At 56.9% G+C, this 19,146-nt stretch carries 18 protein-coding genes; 13 read left to right on the forward strand and 5 right to left on the reverse strand.

Annotation, left to right across the window (positions count from 1 at the left end):
* Positions 1 to 150: 150 nt before the first annotated feature.
* Positions 151 to 3,237 (forward strand): beta-galactosidase, encoded by a 3,087-nt coding sequence (locus tag N5923_RS01430; protein WP_267140677.1) that lies wholly within the window; start codon positions 151 to 153, stop codon positions 3,235 to 3,237.
* A 42-nt stretch (positions 3,238 to 3,279) separates the two neighbouring features.
* Here N5923_RS01430 and N5923_RS01435 read toward each other — a convergent pair whose 3' ends face one another.
* Together N5923_RS01435 and cspE are read right to left on the reverse strand one after the other, a co-directional pair.
* Positions 3,280 to 4,500, reverse strand: a complete 1,221-nt coding sequence (locus tag N5923_RS01435; RefSeq protein WP_267140678.1) for a multidrug efflux MFS transporter — start codon at positions 4,498 to 4,500, stop codon at positions 3,280 to 3,282.
* Positions 4,501 to 4,754: 254 nt separating this feature from the next.
* On the reverse strand, positions 4,755 to 4,967 hold the full coding sequence (cspE, locus tag N5923_RS01440; RefSeq protein WP_017800860.1) for a transcription antiterminator/RNA stability regulator CspE: 213 nt from the start codon (positions 4,965 to 4,967) through the stop codon (positions 4,755 to 4,757).
* 333 nt (positions 4,968 to 5,300) lie between these two features.
* On the opposite strand from cspE, the gene N5923_RS01445 reads away from it, so the two are divergent.
* From N5923_RS01445 to N5923_RS01470, 6 genes are all read left to right on the forward strand, one after another.
* Positions 5,301 to 5,972: a MarC family NAAT transporter gene (locus N5923_RS01445; RefSeq protein WP_267140679.1), complete on the forward strand. Its 672-nt coding sequence runs from the start codon at positions 5,301 to 5,303 to the stop codon at positions 5,970 to 5,972.
* Positions 5,973 to 6,177: 205 nt separating this feature from the next.
* Positions 6,178 to 6,426, forward strand: a complete 249-nt coding sequence (locus N5923_RS01450; RefSeq protein ID WP_267140680.1) for a biofilm development regulator YmgB/AriR family protein — start codon at positions 6,178 to 6,180, stop codon at positions 6,424 to 6,426.
* A gap of 180 nt (positions 6,427 to 6,606) precedes the next feature.
* Positions 6,607 to 7,443, forward strand: coding sequence for an ATP-binding cassette domain-containing protein (locus N5923_RS01455; RefSeq protein ID WP_267140681.1), 837 nt, complete (start codon positions 6,607 to 6,609; stop codon positions 7,441 to 7,443).
* Positions 7,443 to 8,213, forward strand: coding sequence for an ABC transporter ATP-binding protein (locus tag N5923_RS01460; RefSeq protein WP_267140682.1), 771 nt, complete (start codon positions 7,443 to 7,445; stop codon positions 8,211 to 8,213). Before N5923_RS01455 ends, N5923_RS01460 begins: the two co-directional genes overlap by 1 nt.
* Positions 8,214 to 8,226: 13 nt before the next feature.
* A complete protein-coding gene (locus tag N5923_RS01465) occupies positions 8,227 to 9,705 on the forward strand; it encodes an ABC transporter substrate-binding protein (protein WP_267140683.1) in 1,479 nt (492 codons plus the stop codon).
* Entirely contained in the window at positions 9,705 to 11,438 is a 1,734-nt protein-coding gene (locus N5923_RS01470) for an ABC transporter permease subunit (protein ID WP_267140684.1), read from the forward strand. The genes N5923_RS01465 and N5923_RS01470 overlap by 1 nt, the downstream gene beginning before the upstream one ends.
* Here N5923_RS01470 and N5923_RS01475 read toward each other — a convergent pair.
* The 3 genes from N5923_RS01475 to N5923_RS01485 all read right to left on the reverse strand — a co-directional run bounded on the left by N5923_RS01475 (position 11,427) and on the right by N5923_RS01485 (position 12,884).
* Complete coding sequence (locus tag N5923_RS01475) at positions 11,427 to 11,978, reverse strand: GNAT family N-acetyltransferase (protein ID WP_267140685.1); 552 nt, start codon at positions 11,976 to 11,978, stop codon at positions 11,427 to 11,429. The two genes, N5923_RS01470 and N5923_RS01475, sit on opposite strands and share 12 nt — an antisense overlap.
* Positions 11,979 to 11,998: 20 nt before the next feature.
* Complete coding sequence (locus N5923_RS01480; RefSeq protein ID WP_267140686.1) at positions 11,999 to 12,322, reverse strand: hypothetical protein; 324 nt, start codon at positions 12,320 to 12,322, stop codon at positions 11,999 to 12,001.
* Between the two features lie 265 nt (positions 12,323 to 12,587).
* Positions 12,588 to 12,884 (reverse strand): I78 family peptidase inhibitor, encoded by a 297-nt coding sequence (locus tag N5923_RS01485; RefSeq protein WP_267140687.1) that lies wholly within the window; start codon positions 12,882 to 12,884, stop codon positions 12,588 to 12,590.
* 392 nt (positions 12,885 to 13,276) lie between these two features.
* Between N5923_RS01485 and N5923_RS01490 the strand changes: the two genes are divergently transcribed.
* The 6 genes from N5923_RS01490 to N5923_RS01515 all read left to right on the forward strand — a co-directional run bounded on the left by N5923_RS01490 (position 13,277) and on the right by N5923_RS01515 (position 19,093).
* Positions 13,277 to 13,936, forward strand: a complete 660-nt coding sequence (locus N5923_RS01490) for a CPBP family intramembrane glutamic endopeptidase (RefSeq protein WP_267140688.1) — start codon at positions 13,277 to 13,279, stop codon at positions 13,934 to 13,936.
* A gap of 183 nt (positions 13,937 to 14,119) precedes the next feature.
* Positions 14,120 to 15,688 carry an ABC transporter substrate-binding protein gene (locus N5923_RS01495; RefSeq protein WP_267140689.1) on the forward strand — a complete coding sequence of 523 codons (1,569 nt, stop codon included), beginning with the start codon at positions 14,120 to 14,122 and terminating at the stop codon, positions 15,686 to 15,688.
* Entirely contained in the window at positions 15,688 to 16,740 is a 1,053-nt protein-coding gene (locus N5923_RS01500) for an ABC transporter permease (RefSeq protein WP_267140690.1), read from the forward strand. Before N5923_RS01495 ends, N5923_RS01500 begins: the two co-directional genes overlap by 1 nt.
* Positions 16,737 to 17,597, forward strand: coding sequence for an ABC transporter permease (locus N5923_RS01505; protein WP_267140691.1), 861 nt, complete (start codon positions 16,737 to 16,739; stop codon positions 17,595 to 17,597). Before N5923_RS01500 ends, N5923_RS01505 begins: the two co-directional genes overlap by 4 nt.
* A complete protein-coding gene (locus tag N5923_RS01510; protein ID WP_267140692.1) occupies positions 17,587 to 18,435 on the forward strand; it encodes an ABC transporter ATP-binding protein in 849 nt (282 codons plus the stop codon). The genes N5923_RS01505 and N5923_RS01510 overlap by 11 nt, the downstream gene beginning before the upstream one ends.
* Positions 18,428 to 19,093, forward strand: coding sequence for an ABC transporter ATP-binding protein (locus tag N5923_RS01515; protein ID WP_267140693.1), 666 nt, complete (start codon positions 18,428 to 18,430; stop codon positions 19,091 to 19,093). The genes N5923_RS01510 and N5923_RS01515 overlap by 8 nt, the downstream gene beginning before the upstream one ends.
* The last annotated feature ends 53 nt before the right edge of the window (positions 19,094 to 19,146 follow it).

The raw sequence follows: 19,146 nt of genomic DNA on the forward strand, positions 1-19,146 counted from the left end.
TTCCGCAATCAGTCTGCATTAGCGGTTACCTGCCGCGGCTTTTTTGCTTAATCCGGGAACGCGATCGCCGTCGCGGAATCGCCGCTAAACGCTTTACTCTGTGTGTTATTGCAGGCAGTGTGAGCGCATAACATTTAATAAGGATCCATGATGAAAACAGCTGCCATTCATACCCTGTCAGAGATCATTGCGCGCCGCGACTGGGAACAGCCCGGCACCACGCAACTTAATCGCCTGCCCGCGCATCCCGCTTTTTGCAGCTGGCGCGATGCGCAACAGGCACGCAATGATGCGCCATCGGATCGACGTCAGAGTCTCAATGGCAGCTGGCATTTTAGCTACTTTGATCAGCCGGAAGCGGTGCCGCAAAGCTGGCTGTTGCAGGATTTGCCGCAGGCAGACAGCATTCAGGTGCCTTCGAACTGGCAGCTCGCCGGTTATGACAGCCCGATTTATACCAATGTGCAGTATCCAATTCCGGTTACGCCGCCGCAGGTGCCACAGCACAACCCCACCGGGTGCTATTCGCTCACATTTTCTGTCGACGACGAGTGGCGCAGCAGCGGGCAGACGCGCATCGTTTTCGACGGTGTTAACTCTGCCTTTTATCTGTGGTGCAACGGCAACTGGGTCGGTTATTCACAGGACAGTCGTCTGCCAGCGGAGTTTGACCTCAGTGATTATTTGCAGCCGGGCAATAACCGTCTGGCGGTGATGGTGCTGCGCTGGAGCGATGGCAGCTATCTTGAAGATCAGGATATGTGGCGGATGAGCGGTATTTTCCGCGATGTCAGCCTGCTGCATAAGCCGCAGGTGCAGCTGGCTGATATTCAGCTGGAAACGCATCTCAGCCCGGAATTCAGCTCAGCCCGCTTGCAGGCAAAAGTGGTCGCCAGCCTGACGCCGGACAACAGCGCTGACTATCAGCTCAGAGTCGAACTCTGGCGCGGCAGCGAGGCGATCGCCAGTCAGCAACAGTCGTTTGGCAGTGAAATCATTGATGAGCGCGGCCATTACGTTGACCGTACGACCGTTAATCTGCAGGTTGCGCAGCCGTTGTTATGGAGCGCCGAAACGCCGCATCTGTATCGCGCAGTAATTTCGCTGCTTGATAACGCAGGTACGCTAATCGAAGCGGAAGCTTATGATGTTGGCTTCCGTCAGGTCACCATTGAGCAGGGATTGTTAAAGGTCAATGGCAAGGCGCTGCTGATTCGCGGCACTAACCGCCATGAGCATCACCCGGAAACGGGTCAGGTGATGGATGAAGCCACCATGGTGCGCGATATTCAGTTAATGAAGCAGCATAACTTTAATGCGGTGCGCTGCTCCCATTACCCTAACCATCCGCTGTGGTATCGCCTGTGCGATCGTTATGGCCTGTATGTCGTTGATGAAGCCAATATCGAAACTCACGGTATGCAGCCGATGAATCGCCTGTCCGACGATCCGACATGGTTCAATGCCTTTAGCGAACGCGTGACACGCATGGTGCAGCGCGACCGTAATCACCCCTGCATTATTATCTGGTCACTGGGTAATGAATCCGGCCATGGCAGCACCCATGATGCGCTGTATCGCTGGATCAAAAGCAGCGATCCAACGCGTCCGGTGCAGTACGAAGGAGGCGGCGCCAACAGCGACGCTACCGATATTATCTGCCCGATGTATGCGCGTGTGGATCAGGATCAGCCCTTCCCGGCGGTACCAAAATGGTCAGTCAAAAAGTGGATTAGCATGCCGGGCGAAACCCGACCGCTGATCCTGTGCGAATACGCGCACGCCATGGGCAACAGTTTTGGTGGCTTTGATCGTTACTGGCAGGCATTTCGTCAGTTTCCGCGCCTGCAGGGCGGTTTTGTCTGGGACTGGGTCGATCAGAGCCTGACCAAAACAGACGCCGATGGCAGCCGCTGGCAGGCCTACGGCGGTGACTTTGGCGACAAACCCAATGACCGCCAGTTCTGCATGAATGGCCTGGTGTTTGCCGACCGCACGCCGCATCCTTCACTGTATGAAGCGCAGCATGCCCAGCAATTTTTCCAGTTCAGCGCCGATCCCTCTAACCCGCTGGCCTTTACCATCAGCAGTGAATATCTGTTCCGTCACAGCGACAACGAACAGCTGCGCTGGCGCATCGAACAAAATGGCGAAATGGTTGCCAGTGGCGAAATAAACCTGTCGCTGGCGCCAGAGGGCAGCCAGCGTATTGAACTGGATCAGCAACCTGCGTTAAGCGGCGAAGTGTGGCTGAATCTTGAGGTGGTGCAACCACAGGCTACCGCCTGGTCAGCGGCAGATCATCGTGCGGCCTGGTCGCAGTGGCGTCTGCCAGCCACGCTGGCGCTGCCGGCAGAAACTCACCCCGCAGTAGCGCCAACCCTGACCGCTCATCACGATATAATTGAAATTGAACATGGTCAGCAGCGCTGGCAGTTTTCCCGCCGCAGCGGCGAGCTGACGCAGTGGTTGCAACAGGATCGCGCTACGTTGCTGTCACCGCTAAGCGATCTGTTTGTGCGCGCACCGCTGGATAATGATATTGGCATCAGCGAAACCACGCGTATCGATCCAAATGCCTGGGTCGAGCGCTGGAAGCGCGCCGGACTGTATCAGCTGGAAGCCGTCACCCTGCAGTTTAAAGCGGATGCACTACGTGACTCGGTTATCGTCGATACGCTGCATGCCTGGCAGTATCAGCAACAGACGCTGTTCCTCAGTCGCAAGCGTTATGAGGTAAATGCACAGGGGGAACTAAGCGTTGAAGTGAGTGTGGAGATCGCCGCTGGCGTGCCTGCCCCGGCGCGCATTGGCGTACGTTGTCAGCTGGCGGAAGCGCCTGCCGAAGTCAGCTGGCTGGGACTTGGCCCGCATGAAAACTACCCGGACCGCCGCAGCGCGGCACAGTTCTCGCGCTGGCAACTGCCGCTGACGGCACTGCATACGCCTTATGTTTTCCCGAGCGACAACGGATTGCGCGGCGGAACGCGTCAGCTGAAGCTCGGCACACTGCAACTCAGTGGAGATTTCCACTTCTCGCTAAGCCGCTACAGCATGGAGCAGCTGCGTGATACCAGCCATCGCCACTTGCTACGGGAAGAAGCTGGCTGCTGGCTGACGCTGGATGGCTTCCATATGGGCGTCGGCGGTGATGACTCCTGGAGTCCCAGCGTCAATGCCGATTTCTTACTTAGCGAACGGCAATACAGCTATCGCTTTACCCTGCGTCAGCCGTAACTCTGGTGCAAATCAGCGGCACGGGCGGCGAGAACGCCGCCCCTACGTCCGCGGTTTCTGCAATGCTGCACTGGCTGTTTTCTGCTGCCGGTAGAGACGCCGTAATTGCCAGGTATTAATCAGCACCACCAGCGCCGTCGCGATAAACACCCAGCGAAATCCGCCAATCGCCGAGACACCGGCGCCAATCAGCGGCCCGACCACGTTGCCCAGATACATAAAAGACTGGTTATAGCCAAAGATACGTCCGGTGACCTGGTCGCTGGAGTAGCGCAGTAGCAGAGTTTGTACTGCTGGCATCATGGCGCCATCGGCAAAACCCAGCAGAAAGCGCAACACGCCCAGCTGCGTGGCATTGGTGACAAAACCCATCGCCAGAAACAGCACAATCGAAAAAGTCAGCGTGGCGATTAAGATCCGTTCGGTGCCGATGCGGTCGCCAAGTTTACCCAACCATGGTGCGGAGATCAGCGCCGACATGCCGGGGATCGCGGCGATAAAACCGCTGAGAAAAGCAATATTTTGCACATCCGGCGCCAGATCGCGCACAAATAGCGTCAGAATCGGGCTGATAGAGGAATTACTTAGCTGAATCACCAGCGTGGTACAAAACAGCGTGATCACCAGCGCTGGATTGCTAAGTGACTGAAATACCGCGCTGCCGCTGAGTTTGTCCTCTTTCTTCACCGCCTTATGGCCAGTCTCTTTAATCAGAAACAGAGTAATCAGAAAACTGACTAACAGCAGAATCGAGGTAAGAATAAACACGCTACGCAAACCGACCCAGTCCGCCAGCAGCCCTCCCAGCATCGGGCCGGCAATCACGCCGGAAATCTGGCCGGTGGCCACGGTGCTCAATGCCCAGCCGCTGCGCTCACGCGGCACCTGCGAAGCCACCAGCGCCATCGCATTGGGAATATAGCCGGAAGTCAGCCCCATCAGCGCACGCAGCAGAAACAGCTGCCAGACACTGGTGACAAACGCCTGCATCAGAATGACCGCGCCCATACCAAAGGAGGCGCGCAGCAGCATCAGTTTACGCCCTTTGCGATCCGCCAGGCTGCCCCACATCGGCGAAACCACCGCCGAAACCATAAAGGTGACACTGAAAGTCAATCCGGACCAGATGGTTAAAGCGCTATGGGATTCAACACCAAGTTGTTGAATATAGAGAGGAAGAAACGGCAAAATTTGACTGATTGCCAGCCCGGTAAAAAAACAGCCGAACCAGACTGAAATAAGATTGACCTTCCAGGATTCCATAGCGAAGTGCGCGTGGCCTCAAATGCTTAGCTGAGCGTTCAGTCTAGCAAGTTGGGAAATGTGACGAGTGACAAATATTGGCAACAGGACAACTTCAGATTTTTAAGCTGAAACGGCATTCAGCTGGCTCTGCCTCACGCTGCGGACAGGCAGATGGCATTATCTTTATGCTTAAAACAAAAAACCCGCACAAGGCGGGTTTTTATTAGCGTTTCGTCGCTGAAGATAAAACTCTTCAGCCGCGATAAATTCGCTTAGATAGCAGTTACGTTAGCAGCTGCTGGGCCTTTCTGGCCGTTTTCGATGGTGAACTCAACTTTCTGGCCTTCATCGAGGCTTTTGAAGCCATCGTTCTGGATTGCAGAGAAATGTACGAATACATCTTTGCTGCCGTCAGTTGGAGAGATAAAACCGAAGCCTTTCTCAGCGTTGAACCATTTTACTAAACCAGTCATTTTGTTAGACATTTGTCTATCCTTCATTCAATTACAAGCCACATGGGCGAAATGGTTTGTCTACAGAATTTATGAGGCACTCAGGAAGGAGTCAGGAAGAAGAGATATCTAAGATAACGCTTGAACTGAAGACTGCTTTACTAAAACTGCTCGCATATTCGGCTCTGCTTAACAAACCGACGACGCATTTACTCATAGCCGCCCTTCAGATGCAAGTTTTATTTCATTTGCCTTAAATAATCATTTATCGCCGTGGAGATTCGGGCTGGCGTTAGCCGCTGGCTGAGGTAATACTTGCAGCTCTGGGATTATGTGATAAACACCCATTCTGTTAAGGATATCAGCATGCTGGAACTGTTTAAGGCGATTGGCCTCGGTCTGGTGGTGTTACTGCCGCTGGCTAACCCGTTGACCACCGTGGCGCTGTTTTTGGGCCTGGCGGGCGATATGAACTTTAGCGAGCGCAACAAGCAAGCGCGCGACGCCTCGCTGTACGTTTTTATCATAATGACCGTAGCGTATTACGCCGGTAACCTGGTGATGGATACCTTTGGCATCTCGATTCCGGGCCTGCGGATTGCCGGGGGTCTGATTGTCGCTTTTATCGGTTTTCGCATGCTGTTCCCGCATAAACCGGCCGGTCAGTCAGTGGAGGCCGAGCATAAACAGGATGAGCTGAATGAGCATAAAGGGGTCAATATTGCCTTTGTGCCGCTGGCAATGCCCAGCACTGCCGGTCCGGGCACCATCGCGATGATTATCAGTTCCGCCTCCACCATTCGCGACAGCACGCAGTTTTCACCGTGGGTGATCACCGTCGCGCCGGTGCTGACTTTTATCGCGGTCAGTGTAATTTTATGGATCAGCCTGCGCAGCTCCGGCGGCATTATGCGTATCGTCGGCAAAGGCGGTATCGAAGCCATCTCACGCCTGATGGGTTTTTTGCTGGTATGTATGGGCGTGCAATTTATCATTAATGGCGTTTTAGAGGTTGTCAGCACTTATTCGCCTGCTTAATGTCAAAAATATTTCATTTTGTTACTGACAACTCCGCAGACGCGTTCTATGTTTAAAAAATCTCCACCTGTTTAACGTCTGGCAAGTGGCGGGCTAACTGTCCTGGTTGCCCGGATCACAATCATATTTGTCCTGTTTATGATCTCATCGGCTTGCCTTTGTGTGGCCGATTGTGTGGCCGATGGCGCTTTTTCGGAGGTTTTTTATGCGAACACATACACGCGGCGCAGGCCGTGCGATTACCGACTACTTTAACAGTCCAGCCTGGCACGCGCCGCGTGAGGCTGAGTTACTGGCGGCAGTAATGACCGAACTGATGCAATCCGGTAAACCGGCCACCAGCAAAGCGATTATCGCGACGGTGATTAGTAAACTGGAACATGAAGTGGATGAGGCGATGTTACAGGGCTATCGCAACGTACTGGCGCAGCTGATGGATGAGAAAGCGGAGTGAGGGTGCGCCGTTGCAGGCTGTCTGAACCGTTGCTGTTCGTGCCCGGCAAGGTTGTTTATTGCCTTGCTGCGCCATAGCACCGGATAATTATCCAACCAGGTAAACAACTAAACATATTTTGCATCATTGCGTCATATTTTGTTATGTTATCACATAACAATCATTTTGCCGTGCGACGCTATGCTGACCTCTTTATCTCCAGCCCCTGACAGGGTGCTGCAACTGACCAATCTGAATCTCTATATTCACCAGCAGCAAAAACTGCATCAACTCAGTTTTTCCCTGCAACGGGGAGAGTGCGTCTGTCTGCTGGGCGAATCAGGGTGCGGTAAGTCATTAACCGCCAGCGCTATTATCGGCGCAATGCCCGCAGCGGCGCGTTTAAGCGGTGAATTGCACATTGCCGGACAGTCGGTGATCGGCCGCCCGGTTGGCCAGCGCTCCCCCGCTACCCGTGCAGCGATGATTTTTCAGGACTCCGCCAGCGCCCTTAACCCGCTGGTCAGCGTCGGTAAACAGCTACAAATGGCAGTGCAGGCCAGGCAGCCGGTTCCGCGCCATGCGGCGCTGCAGGCGGTCATTGCGCTGCTGGATGAGATGGATTTCGCCGACAGCAAGCGGGTGATGGCCTGCTACCCCGCCGAACTGTCGGGCGGCCAACGTCAGCGCGTCTGCATCGCACTGGCGCTGGCCAGCGAAAGCCCGCTGATTGTCGCCGACGAACCCACCAGTGCGCTGGATGTCGCCACGCAACAGACAGTCATGGCGGCATTTCAGCGCCTGGCGCTGCGTCGCGATGCGCCCGCGCTGCTGTTTATCACCCACGATCTGGTGCTGGCGGCTCAGCTGTGCAGCCGGGCGCTGGTGATGTCAGACGGACGTCTGGTGGAAAACAGCACCATGCAGCAGTTACTGAACCGGCCAAAACATACGGCCAGCCAGCGGCTGGTCAGCGCCGCACGCCATGCGGAACAGATGCTGAATGTCTCTACGCCCCCGCTGCGGGGAATTGCCTGATGTCTTCTGCTGCGTTTCTCGCTACCCACCGTCTGAGCTATCAGCCGCATGGTCAGCCGCGTCCGATTGTCGACGCCGTGTCGTTACAGTTACGCGCCGGTGAACGCGTGGCGCTGATTGGCTCCTCCGGCAGCGGCAAATCAACGCTGCTGAAACTGATACTGGCATTGCAAAGCGCCACTGACGGCGAAGTACGCTGCCAGCAACATCAGGTACGTCCCGCATCGGTGCGGGCGCTGCGCTGGTATCGCCAGCAGGTGCAATATATCGCCCAGGATCCGGCCACGACGCTCGATCCGCGCCGCACGGTGGCTGATGTGCTGGCTGAGCCGCAACGCCAGTTAAAAGGTCTGCAACCCGACCAGCTTCAGCTGGCAGCGATTCTGACGCAGGTCAGGCTCGATGCCAGCCTGTTAACGCAGCGCTGCGCCAGTCTCTCCGGCGGTCAGGCGCAGCGCGTGGCGATTGCCCGGGCGATTGCGCTGCAACCGCGTTTTCTGCTGGCAGACGAACCGGTCAGCGGCCTCGATCTGCCGCTCAGACAGCAAATCAACCATCTGCTGGCCGATATTGCCCGTCAGCAGCAGATGGGCCTGCTGGTGGTGTCACACGATCTGTCATCGATTACCTGTCTGTGTGAACGCGTACTGGTGATGGATAACGGCGCTATCGTCGAGGACGCCCCTGTCCGCCAGCTGTTATGTCACCCGCAGCACCCGGCCAGCCAGCGTTTGCTGGACGCCATCCCCCGTTTACCTTTAGCGAATTAAGGATACCAGGTTAATGAAATCTCGCGCCCTGTGGATACTGAGCGTCACGTTGCTGCTTAGCGGCTGTTTTAACGAAAAGGAGGTCAAATCGGATAGCTCACGCATTCGTCTGGCGATGCTGCAACCGCCACGCTCCGGCTTGTCGCCACTGAGTGACGACGCGTTTAAACTGTCGCGCTGGCAGACCGCCGAAACCCTGGTCAATCTCGATGCGTTGGGCGAAGCCAGACCGGCGCTGGCCACCCGCTGGCAACAGCTTGACGATCGCCGCTGGCGCTTTGAATTACGCGAAAATGTGCATTTCCATGACGGCACGCTGCTGACCGCGGCAACGGTAATCCGCTCACTTAATGCCGCCACTCAGGCGGCGCCTAAGCCACGTATTCTCGATGGCGTCACGCTGGAGATTGCCGCCGACGGCGATCATGCAGTGATTATCAGCAGCGCCGATCCCGATCCGCTGATCCCACAGCGTCTCTCCAGTCCGCAGCTGGCGATTCTGGCGGCTAAAGCTTATGGCGCAAATGGCAGTGTTAATCCGGTCGGTAACGGCAGCGGGCCGTTTATTCTCAGTAAAGTAAATGGCACCAGCAGCGCCAGCTTAAACCGCTTTGCGGATTACTGGGGCGAGAAAGCACAGGCCAGCGGTATTGATGTCAGCTTTGTGCCGGATGGCGCGGCGCGCGCGGCGGCGCTGCGCACCAACAGCGCCGATGTGGTGGAGGCAGTACCGGTCTCACAAGCCGCCCTGCTCAAGCCGGAACAGATTCATGAAGTGCCGATGCCGCGCACCAATACCCTGTATCTCAATAGCCAGCAGGGAGCCTTCCGCGATCCGGCGCTGCGTGCCGCCGTGCGTGAGGCGATCGATCGTCAGCAACTGGTGGATAACGTCTATGAAAAACGCGCGGATATCGCGCAGGGATTGTTAGGCCCGGCACTGCCATGGGCGGCGCAGCTGCGTCAGCCGGTTGCGCATCCGCAGGCGGCAGCCAGAGCCAATGGCCAGCTGATCACCCTCGCCACCTTTAGCGACCGCGCTGAACTGCCGGAAGTGGCGGTCTGGCTGGCGCAACAGCTCTCCGCCGCTGGTTTTCAGGTGAAGCAGGTAGTGCGTGAATATGCCCATATTGAAGCCGATGCGCTGGCGGGCAAATTTGACGCCTTTATCCTGTCGCGCGCGACGGTGCTCGACTCCGGCGATCCGGTCGCCTATATGTACAGCGACTTTGCCTGTAAAGGGTCGTTTAACATTGCTCAGCTATGCCAGCCAGCTATCGATCAGGCGCTGCAACGGGCAGCCGCCACACCAGCCGGTGAAGCGCGCCGTAAGGCGATTATGGCGGCAGAAAATCTGATTCTGGCCAGTGATGCCGCTATCCCGATGCTGCACGAACGGGTGATTCAGGGAGAAAGCCCGGCAGTACGCAATGCCGATCGCGATCCGCGCGAACGTCGCCTGATCTCCAGCCAGACCCATCTGGAGCAATAATGCGCTACTTTGTCGCCCTGCTGCCGCTGTGCTCGCGCCTGACCACCCTTGCGGCAATGGTCATGCTGGTCGGGATTTTGCCCTGGCTGGCCGGAGGCGATCCGGCGCTGGCGCTGCTGCGGGCGCGCTCCGGCGATCAGGAGGCCACACCTGAAACCCTTGACGCGATTCGTCACTCGCTGGGGTTATATCAGGGACCGGATGCCCTGCTGTGGCACTGGCTGAAAAATCTGTTGCAGGGCGATGCCGGTAATTCGTGGATCTCCGGTGCGCCGGTGCTGCCGGGCATGCTGCAGGCAACCGGGGTTTCCCTGACGCTGATGGGCTGCGCACTGCTGGTGGCGCTGGTGCTGCTGAGCCTGATCTGTCTTCCGGTACTGCGTGCCGGTCTGACGGGGGTGGCGCGGCGTCCGGCGGGAACCCTGGCAGCGGCGCTGACCGCACTGCCGGAGTTTCTGCTGGCGGCGCTGCTGTTGCTGGTTGGCGCGGTGTGGCTCGGCTGGTTGCCGCCATATGGCTGGACAGGCTGGCAGCACGCGATACTGCCAGCACTGGCGCTGGGTATTCCGGCGGGGGGGTTACTCGGTCGTCTGTTTTCCGACGCGTTAAGCGCCAGTTTTCAGGAGAAGTGGCTGGTCAGCTGGCAGGCGGCGGGCATCCCACATCATCATCTGGCGCTGGCGCTTATCAGGCGCACGCTACCGGCGATGCTGCCGCAGCTGGCGATGGTAATTATCGGCCTGACTGGCGGAGCGATTGCGGTCGAAAAGGTGTTTGCCATTCCGGGCCTGGGTCGCGCCACGCTGGGCGCCGCTGCCGCCAGCGATCTGCCCGCGCTGCAAAGCGGCATGCTGATTCTGCTGCTGCTTGGCAGTGCCGCCGGTCTGCTGGCCAATCTGTTGCAACGCGCAATACTGGGGCCTGCATTAAAATATGGCGCGCTGCCCGCTGTACCGCCGCTGGCATCGGCCAGCCGCTGCGGCTGGTGGATACCGCTGATCGCCCTGCTGCTGATTTTGTTGCTGATTGCGGCCGGTTTACCGCGCGATGCGTTTAGTTCCGTCTGGCTGCGTCTGCAACCGCCATCATGGTCGCTGCCATTTGGCGCCGACGCCATGGCACGCGATATCCTCGCACGCGTGGCGCAGGGGGCATTGCACACCTGCGCGCTGGCGCTGCTGGTAACGCTCTGCACGCTGCTGATCGGCATGCTGGTTGGGTTGTTTCCGCGCGCGCTGGTGGGGCCGATTGAAGTGGCCAATGCCACACCGCCGGTGATTGCCGGTATGGTCATTGCCGCCATCAACGGCCCAACCAGTGCTGGCGCCGCCTTGGCAGTCATTATTGTCAGCTGGGCGCCGCTGGCGGCGCATACCGCCGCGCTGGTGTCCGAGATCAATGCCCAGCCGCATATCCGCATGTTACCGATGCTGGGGGTCGGCCCGTTGCGGCGCGCCTGGCGCTATTTATTGCCGCCGATGCTGGCGCCATTATTGCGCCATGCAATGTTGCGCTTGCCGGGTAATGCGCTGGCGCTGGCCGGACTGGGTTTTCTCGGCCTTGGGCCGCAGCCACCGGCGGCCGACTGGGGGATTGTGCTGGCGGAAGGGATGCCTTATGTCGAACGTGCGCCATGGGCGGTGGTTGCTCCGGCATTAGCGCTGATTCTGTTATCAGTGCTGGCGGTCACCAGTGCCAGTCTCACGGAGCGCACGCGGCGATTAAAGATTTAGCCATAAGTACCAGAACAGCGCAGTTTCACTGCGCTGTGGATTCAGTGCGCGATACAGGGCACGGTCAATGCCCGCCAGCTCGAAGCCATATTGCTCGTAAAACAGGCAGGCGGGGACGTTATTTGACTGCGTTTCCAGCACCAGCCCCGAGAGGTTTTTCTCGCGCGTCCACTGCACGGCGGCGTCCATCAGCGCGCGGCCACAGCCCAGCTGGCGCGCATGGCGATCAACAGCGATATCTTCCACCAGCGCCAGACCATTCCAGTTGCGGCTTACCGCCAGATAGCCCACCCACTGCTGTTGCCGCTGCGCGATAAACAGCGCGCTATCCGTGCTGTCGATGTAAGTACTAAACTGTTGCGGATCGTTAAAGTAGTGCTTTTCGTAAGCCTCAACCCGTTTCAGGTTCTGGCTGACAGGACGGTCAAATACCGCAACAAACTCTTTGGTGACGCGAAAACCATAATCAAGCTCACTCAGTGAAGTAAGCATCTCCGCGCTGGCTGGCAGGACGGTGATTGCAGCATCAGTTTCAGGCATCTTCTCCATCATCCGTTAAACTATGGCGCTTTAGCCATCAGGCTATCGGCCTCGGTAACTGAAGCGGTTTTTGTGCTGCGCTGATACAGGCACAACTCGCGGCCGCGCTGATTATTCATATGCTTCTGTGGATAACGCCCCTGCAACAGCAGTGCAGAGTAACCAACCCGATCGTCAAACAGCATGATTTTGCCTGCCGGTCTGGCATTTTTTAAACCGCTGGCTTTAACACAGGCCTGCACCATGGCTTTATCCGCCGCCGCCCAGGCTTCACTGCTGGACGCAAAAACGGGTGACGCCAGCAGCATGATTCCTGACAGTAACAAAAGTTGCACCGCTCGCATAATTACTCCTGGTCAATATCCCTCTACAGCGTAGCCGAAAGCGCTAAGCAAATGATCTGTTGTTGAAAAAAACGCAAAAAAAATCCCGCACGCAGCGGGAAGATGTGAAAAGACAAGCATTACCTGTTTTCGTGACGAGGAGAGCACTGCTCCAGGACGCACGTTAAGCTAACCCGACGCTATTGCAGCAATATGACAAGCGGCAGGGATGGGAATCTGGGGGAGAGAGTGGAAAGGGGCGAATATGCCCGCCCCTGTTGGCAGCTTAACCGCAATAGACGCTGCTAATGTTGCCGCTGGCATCGCCCATAAAGTTCAGACGATTAAGATTGAAGTCCATGGTCACCGCCGAGTTATGCGGGATCGCCCGCACCGGGTTGGCGAACTTCACCGTATCCAGTGAAGAAAGGGGTTTACCGATATAGCTCTGATACTGCGAGGCGCCGCAGCGATCATTCTCAGCATCGACCGGCTGCGCGGCTGCATCATGCTTTGGCGCAGTGTTACAAGCGGTTAGCGCAAACACAGCGGCTACCAGCAGGGATTTTGTATAAAACTTCACGTTTCACTCCTCTTCTACGTGTTTCAACTTAACAACAGCTCTCAGACTAGCAGAATGCGTTGGCAGATCAGACGGTTTTTTACCCTTTCGTGCCACCGTTTTACAACAATGTGAAAGTGACACGAATTGCTTAATGTTTAATCAGGTAAGGGATATAATTACCTAAGATAATTCTTAGGAGGAAATCATGGAACTCGCGATTTTTATCTGTTTCGCGGCGTTGATGACCTTTATCGCCATCCGCGTGCGTTAAGCCATTTGCTCTGATTGTCAGAGCCCGGGCCGGGTAATCACCAGGCCCGATCCCCGCTGTTTTTACCCTGCGCTGAAGCCGCTCGACAGTTTTCTAACCGGTTGATAATATTGCCTCTCTTTTCAGCCACGGGCTTAAGATGAACGCCAATACCAACCGGGTGACGCTGACGCTGTTTTATGGCGCGATGTTTGTGCTTTACTACCTGATAACGCTGGTGATTTCGCGCTTCCCGAATGTGGCTGAGCTGCGTAGCAGTGGTCTGCTGGTGCCGGTAGTTTGCCTGTTTGAGTTCGCGGTACTGTTCCCGCTGTATCGTTTTTACTGCACACGTCGTGACGATATTCCACCGGGTAAGCTGCAGTTAAAAACCACCCTGTTGTTTCTGGGCGGCCTGTTGCTGCTGATGCTGCTGCAAATCTTCCTGCTGCAACCTGAAGCCTGGCTGGAGCAGCAGTCACAACAGAGTCGTTCTGCGGTGCTGATTCTGCTGTTTACCGCCGTGGTGCTGGGTCCGGTATTTGAAGAGATTCTGTTTCGCGGCTTTCTGTTGCAGGGATTTCTGCTGTGGGCACCGAAAAGCCCGCTGGCCTGCGTCACTCTCACCTCACTGCTGTTTGCCGCTATGCATACACAGTATGTGCATCTGCAAACGCTGGCGATGTTAACCCTGTTCTCGATGCTACTGTGCTATGCACGGCTGAAATCGCGCGGGCTTAAGCTGCCGATTTTTCTGCATATGTTTAATAACCTGCTGGCGCTGTTACCGGCTCTGTATGCCACGTTGTTAAATGGCTAATCCGAACGGTGCTAAAATTAATCCACCCACAGCCACTATTAATTTCAGCCTGCCATCAATTAATGTTTTATAACCATATCGTTTTACTTAGAACAAAAATACATATCGATAGCCCATAATCTACTATTTAAAAATGCTATGAGTCATTTACACTCGCGACAAAAATTAAGGTAAGGAAACGTCATGAAAAGTATCGTTCCGTCAGTCATCGCTATCGCTCTGGCTGCTTCTTTTACTGCTCAGGCTGCCACACCACCAGACACACTGGTGATTGCCCAGTCAATCGATGATGCCAGCAGCTTTGACCCGGCGCAGGGTTTTGAACTGACCTCGATGCAGGCCTTTACCAATATCTATCAGCGGCTGGTGCAGTCAGATCCCAACAATCCGGTCGATCTGAAGCCAACGCTGGCGACCTCCTGGCAACCCGCCAGTGATAACCGCAGCCTGACCTTTGAACTGCGAGATGGCGCTAAATTCTCCACCGGCAATCCGGTGCGTCCCGAAGATGTGATCTTCTCGCTGTCGCGCGTGATCAAGCTGAATCTGGATCCCTCTTTTATCCTCGCTCAGATGGGCTGGACCAAAGACAATGTTGATGCGCAGCTGAAAAAGATCGATGACAAACACGTTCAGATTAGCTGGAACGCGGATATCAGCCCGGCGTTCGTGTTAAGCCTGCTATCGGCGCCGGTAGCATCGATCGTTGATGAAAAAACCGTGCTGGCTAATCAGCAGAAAAACGATCTCGGCAACCAGTGGTTGGGTACCCACTCTGCCGGTAGCGGTCCGTATCAGATCCGTAAGTATATCCCGCATGAAGTGGTGCTGCTGTCGGCTAACCCGACCTCACCTGCTGGTGCGCCCAGGCTGAAAAATATTCTGATTAAAAACGTCCCGGAACCGGCCGCGCGTCGTCTGCTGCTGGAACAGGGCGACGCCGATATTGCCCGTAACCTTGGCGCTGACCAGATGGCCGCGCTGAAAGGCAAAGCGGGGGTTAAGCCGGTCGCCTATCCAATGGCCTCGCTGTATTACATCCAGTTCAATATTGATGCCTCGCCGGCGCTGAAAAATCCTGCGCTGTGGGAAGCTTCCCGTTACCTGTTTGATTACCACGGTATCGCCGATGATCTGCTGAAAGGCCAGTTCCAGGTGCACCAGTCATTCCTGCCGGAAGGTTTCCTCGGCGCGCTGAATGACAATCCGTACAAATACGATCCGGAAAAAGCCAAAGCGATTCTGCAGAAAGCAGGCCTGACTAATGTCAGCTTTAAACTCTCCGTCAGTAACCAACCGCCGTATCTGGATATCGCCCAGGCGTTGCAGGCCAGCTTTGCCAAAGGCGGCATTAAAGTTGAACTGATCCCGGGACTCAGCACCGAAGTCTCCACTAGCGTAAAAGCGCATAAATATGAAGCGACGCTGAATGCCTGGGGCGCTGACTATTTTGATCCCAACACTAATGCCGCCGCTTTCGCTTACAACCCGGAAGATGGCAGCAAAACCCTCGCATGGCGCTCTAACTGGCATATTCCTGAGCTGAGCAAGCAGACGCTAGCCGCGACCGCCGTCAGTGATAACGCGAAGCGCGTGGAGATGTACCAGAGCATGCAGCGCGAAGTGCAGAAGAACTCACCGTACGTGGTGGGACTGCAGGCGCGTAACCTGATTGCGCTGCGCGACAACCTGCAAGGCTATGTGCAGGGAATCAACCCGGATATGGTGTACTACAACCAGGTCAGTAAGTAATGGCAGTAACTTCTACCGAAGCCGGGTCCGCCCGGCGTTTCTGGCGCGGTGGCGGACGTCTCGCCACCAGCCTGATTTCGTTACTGGTCACGCTGCTCGGCTTGCTGGCGTTTACCTTTATGTTGTCGCATCTGTCGCCGGTCGATCCGGTGTTGCAGATTGCTGGCGATCACGCCAGTGAATCGACCTACGCTCAGGTACGCCGTGATTTGGGCCTCGACCAGCCGGTGCTGATGCAGTTCTGGCACTATCTCGAACACCTGGCGCGTGGTGATTTGGGTGTCTCACGCATTACCAATCAGCCCGTGCTCAGCGATCTGATGCGCACTTTCCCCGCCACTATCGAACTGGCCAGCTGTGCGATGATTTTTGGCGCCTTTTTTGGCATCACGCTGGCGCTGCTGGCGGCATGGAAACCGGGCAGCATTATTGATAACCTGGCGCGCCTGATTTCGCTGCTCGGCTATTCGGTGCCGATTTTCTGGCTCGGGTTACTCGGGCTGCTGCTGTTTTACGCGGTGCTGCACTGGTCGGCCGGGCCCGGCAGGCTGGATGATATTTATGTCTACACCATCGAAACCAAAACCGGTCTGATGCTGATTGATAGCTGGCTCTCCGGCGATGCCGACATGTTCCGCAACGCCATTGCCCACCTGTGGCTGCCGGTGGTGGTGCTGGGAATGCTGTCGATGGCGGGCATCACCCGTCTGCTGCGTGCCGCGCTGCTGGAAGAGAGCAGCAAAGAGTATGTCACTCTTGCGCGCGCCAAAGGCGCCGGACGCGGACGTATTCTGCTGCTGCATATTTTCCCCAATGTCTCCGGTACGCTGATTACCGTGCTGGCGCTCTCCTACGCCACGCTGCTGGAAGGTTCTGTGCTGACCGAAACCGTCTTTGCCTGGCCAGGTGTCGGTCGCTATATGACCACCGCGCTGTTCGCCTCCGATGCACCGGCGATTCTTGGCTCCACGCTGCTGATAGGCGGCTGCTTTATCGTGCTGAACACGCTGGCTGATGCTCTCACCTGGCTTACCGATCCGAGAACCCGATGACGCAAAATTTAACTGATGCTGAAACTGTGGCGCCGCGTCGCTATCGCCGCCGCCGGGTGACTACCCTGGTGACTGGCGGCACGCTGGTGGCCATTCTGCTGCTGACCGCACTGCTTGCGCCGCTGCTGGCACCGTTTGATCCCAATGCCCAGCTGATGTCCGCGCGCCTGCTGCCGCCCTCTGGCGCTCACTGGCTCGGTACTGACGGCTTTGGCCGCGATCTGCTGTCGCGGGTGATTTACGGCACCCGCCCGACACTGCTGCTGGTCTCGCTGATTCTGGTGCTGACCATTCCGGTCGGCATGCTGGTCGGTATCGCTGCTGGTTATCTTGGTGGCTGGACCGAACGGGTGCTGATGCGCATTACCGATATCTTTCTGTCGCTGCCAAATCTGGTGATCGCGCTGGCGCTGGTGGCGATGCTAGGCCCGGGCCTGATGAATGGCGCACTGGCGCTGGCGCTGACCAGCTGGCCGCCCTTTGCCCGTCAGGCACGTGCGGAAACCCTCGCCCTGCGTCGTAGCGATTACCTCGCCGCGGCGCGGATGCAGGGCATTACCGGCCTGCGCCTGATGTTTGGTCATATTCTGCCGCTCTGTATGCCAAGCGCTGTAGTGCGCGCCGCACTCAGCCTCGGCGGGATTATTCTTGCCGCCGCGGGTCTCGGTTTCCTCGGTATGGGCGTTCAGCCGCCAACTGCGGAATGGGGCTCAATGGTCGCCGAAGGCAGTAAGGTGATTTTTGACCAGTGGTGGGTCGCTGCCGCACCAGGTGGCGCGATTCTGTTTGCCAGCCTGGCCTTTAACCTGACAGGCGACGGCCTGCGCGACCGACTGGATACCCGCAATGCCAACTGATTCTTCCGCGCTGATTATCGCTGACCGGCTAAGTATTTCGCTGAATGATGGCGCCACGCTGGTGAAAGATCTCTCTTTTACCCTCGGACGTGAACGTGTGGCGCTGGTGGGTGAGTCCGGTTCCGGAAAATCACTGACCGCCCGCGCGCTGATGGGCCTGTTAGCGCCTTCTTTGCATGTGCAGGCGCGAAGCTTAAGCGTTGCCGGGGAAAATGCCTTAACCCTGACTGAGCGCCGCTGGAGCCAGTTACGCGCCAGTAAACTGGCGATGGTGATGCAGGATCCGAAGTATGCGCTGAACCCTGTGCGCACCATTGGCTGGCAGGTTGAGGAGCCACTTAAGCTGCATCAATCCTTTAGCCGCGCCGAACGCCGTGAAAAGGTGTGCGAGATGCTTGATGCCGTGGGCCTGCCGCAACCGGCTCAGCTGATGACGCGTTATCCGCATCAGCTCTCCGGCGGGATGGGACAGCGCGTTATGCTGGCGATTGCGCTGATTGCCGATCCGCAATTTCTGATTGCCGATGAGCCGACCTCAGCGCTCGATCATGCGATGCGCGACCAGGTGCTGGCGTTAATCCGTCGTCTGGTGGAGCAGCGCAATATGGGCCTGCTGCTGATCAGTCACGATCTGCAACAGGTAGCGGAACATTGCGATCGGGTGATGGTGATGTACAAGGGGGAAGTGCTGGATACCCTGCCTGCCGCTGAATTACCGCGCGCCACCCATCCCTACACCCACACCCTGTGGTCCTGCCGTCCGAGCAAAGCGACCCACGGTCAGCCGCTGCCGGTTCTCGATCGCGCGGCACTGGAGGCGACTCGTGAGCATGATTGATCTGCAACAGCTGAGTGTGGCGCATAAGCAGGGCTATGATCTGCGTACCGTGGTGCATGACGTCAATCTGACGATTGACGCCGGTGAGTGTTTTGGTCTGGTGGGTCCCTCCGGCTGCGGTAAATCGTCGCTGCTTTGGGTGATGGCCGGGCTGAATCCGCACTGGCAGGGCTCTATGCAGCTGGCAGGACATCAGGTGGCCGCTGGCAAAGCCTTTACCGGCACGCTGCGTCGTGAAGTACAGATGGTGTTTCAGGATCCCTATGCCTCACTGCATCCGCGTCACCGTCTGCGTCGAACGCTGGCGGAACCGCTGAAACTGCTGAAGGTGCAGGATATCGACGATCGTATCGATCAGGGATTTCGTCATGTTGGTCTGGATCCGGCGATGGCCGACCGTTATCCGCATCAGCTCTCCGGCGGCCAGCGCCAGCGTGTCGCCATTGTGCGCGCGCTGCTGTTAGAACCCAAAGTACTGCTGCTGGATGAACCTACTTCGGCGCTGGATATGTCGGTGCAGGCCGAGATCCTTAATCTGCTAAACGATCTGAAGCGTCTCGATAATCTGACCATGGTGCTGGTCAGCCACGATCCGGATGTGATCGACCATATGTGCGATCGCGCCGCACAGATGGCTAATGGCCGGATTGTCGGTTAAAACTATCAGCACGGGCGGCGAGAACGCCGCCCCTACGCTGATCTGATGTAGGG

Origin of the sequence: Winslowiella arboricola (genome assembly GCF_025527015.1) — a bacterium.
Lineage (GTDB): Bacteria > Pseudomonadota > Gammaproteobacteria > Enterobacterales > Enterobacteriaceae > Erwinia > Erwinia arboricola.